At 37.4% G+C, this 2169-nt stretch carries 1 protein-coding gene; it reads right to left on the bottom strand.

Annotated elements, in window-relative coordinates; all coding sequences use genetic code 11:
- Nucleotides 1-103 precede the first annotated feature (103 nt).
- On the bottom strand, nt 104-2169 hold a 2066-nt coding region (locus tag CXY28_RS08520), incomplete at its 5' end, for a DUF3519 domain-containing protein (protein ID WP_100980489.1).

Genomic DNA, 2169 nt, shown 5'->3' with positions numbered 1-2169 from the left:
AATTGCTTTATAAGCTCGTTAGTGATTTCTTTCACTTCGGGCTGTTCTGTGAAATCTAGCGCGCTGTTAGGTAGATTAGGGTAATTCATTGCGTTCCTTATATTTAATTTTTTGTGGTAGGATTAGGTTTGTTAGGGTTTGAGGTGCTATAGTTGATGCCATCTCTGTAATCGTTAGAGAGTGTCGCAATGGTCTCTAACTCCCTTAAAACTTTATCATCCACTTCAAAACTTGTAATCATATAATGATTTTTTAGTTCGTTATCTCCCTTAAACTTACTTAAAACTACCTTTGAATTATTTAAAATAATAACCGCATAACCTGGTTTGTCTTCTTCTTTTAAGCCTTTTTGTATAATGGTAGGGATTTCTTTAAGTAGTTCATTAGTCCTTTCTTTGGCTTGTTCGTTTGTTAATCCTAACCTTTTGTATTGTTTTTTTCTCTTTTCTAAGATGTGTTCTAACCCGTAATCTTTATTTCCCCAAACCAAATCAATATCCCCTAAACCTTCCTTATAAAACGCTCCTGCTACAAAACCTTTTTTAGTTTCTAATAGCTTGTTAATCGCTCCTAAGCCATCACCTTTAAACTCGCTATAATTATGTCCCCACTCGCTAGGCGCATCAAGCTTTTGTTTTTTTATCCCTTTCTCGCTCTCTTTTTGCATATCTTTGACCGCTTGTATCAAGCGGTTTAATACGGGATTGTTTTCATTCGGCTCTCTATTCACCATTAAAAGGTAATGCGTGAAATCGTAAATATCAATATCCTTAAATTCCTTACTATCAGGGTTAAACATGTCCTTGGTAACATCCGCGATTTTGAAATCTTTCAAACCTTTTTTAATGTTATCGCTCTTTAAAGCTTCAAATAACGCTTTGCTAGGATCATCAAACCTCGCAAATCGTGCGATCGCGCTTCCTAAAATCTCGCTAATATCGCTCGTGTTTTGATCGCTCTTTTCAAACATGTCTAAAGAACTCGTTTTATAGAATTTTTCGCTCAAATCTTTCAGGCTCTCGCTCGTGCTTGGATAATTCTTTAAATTAGCAAAACTGCGATCCATGATATCGCTTAAATAAGCGTTTAAACTCACATTAGGGAAATTCATGTCATGGATTAAATTGTGGAAACTCCCGGCGTTATCTACAAACATTTTTTTAACCTTTTCATAGCTTTTAATGTCGTTTGAAAACTCTTTCTGCCAGCGGTTTAATAGTTCTATCCCTTGCGTTTTCGTTCGTGGCATGTTGAACATTAAAAGCGCTAAATTACTATCGCCTACATTAGGGTGAGTAGCCTTATCAAAATTAAGGTTTTTAGCGACGATGTTTTTTAAGGAATAGATGCTATCAGCGTCTAATTTTTTGTCTAATTCTTTTAACTTGGCTTCATAGTGGCTTAAAACCGCTATCGCATGATCGCTTTCGCTGTTAAAGCGTCCTTGATTAGATGAAGCCGCTAAATTGTTGATCTCGGTATTGTTTAGGCGCTTGTTAGGTATCCTTACTAACAACTCGTCCGGTTTTAAGTCTATATGATAGTATTCCTTGATCGCTTTCTCGTAAATGTAACGGCTTTTAGGCGTGAAGTTTAGCATGCCTTGGATTCGGTGGTTTCCTGCGATCACTTGCCCGTCGTGTAGAATGATCGGCAAATCTTCAAACCCTCCGCTCCCAAATATCTTCTTAGGGTCAAAATTCTCAGCAATGCTTTTAATCTGCTCTTCGTTCATGTCCGTGCGTTTTTGCGTCCCGCCTGTAGTAAAACTCGGCTTTAGGTCTTTTGCATTCACGATCGCATAATCTAGATCGTAAATCTCTCTTTCATTTAACCTCACTCGGCTCTTGGGTAGTTGCTCCTGTCTTTGTGTAGGAATATCTTCTCCTACTTCTATTTTAGTCTGGCTTTCAATGTTGCCCGCATTGCCGCGCTCGTGTTCTAATTTCTTTTTTAACGCTTCTTTTCGTTTGGCTTGTTGCTCTTTGGCTTTTAAAAACTCTTGTTCGCTTTGCTCTTGCTCTCTTTGTAATTTAGCAAGCTTTTCAGCGTTGGCTTGTTCAAGTGGGCTTAAATTTTTAGCGTTTGGTGTGGTTTCGTTTAAATTTTCGCTTGTTTTTAATAAATCCTCTTGATCTATTAAATCTTTTTGTGTAGGATTAGGTTCAT

Source organism: Helicobacter pylori (assembly GCF_002832345.1).
GTDB classification, from domain to species: domain Bacteria; phylum Campylobacterota; class Campylobacteria; order Campylobacterales; family Helicobacteraceae; genus Helicobacter; species Helicobacter pylori_CP.
The sequence above is the reverse complement of the archived record's forward strand: the minus strand, read 5'-3'. Positions and strand labels throughout refer to the sequence as shown.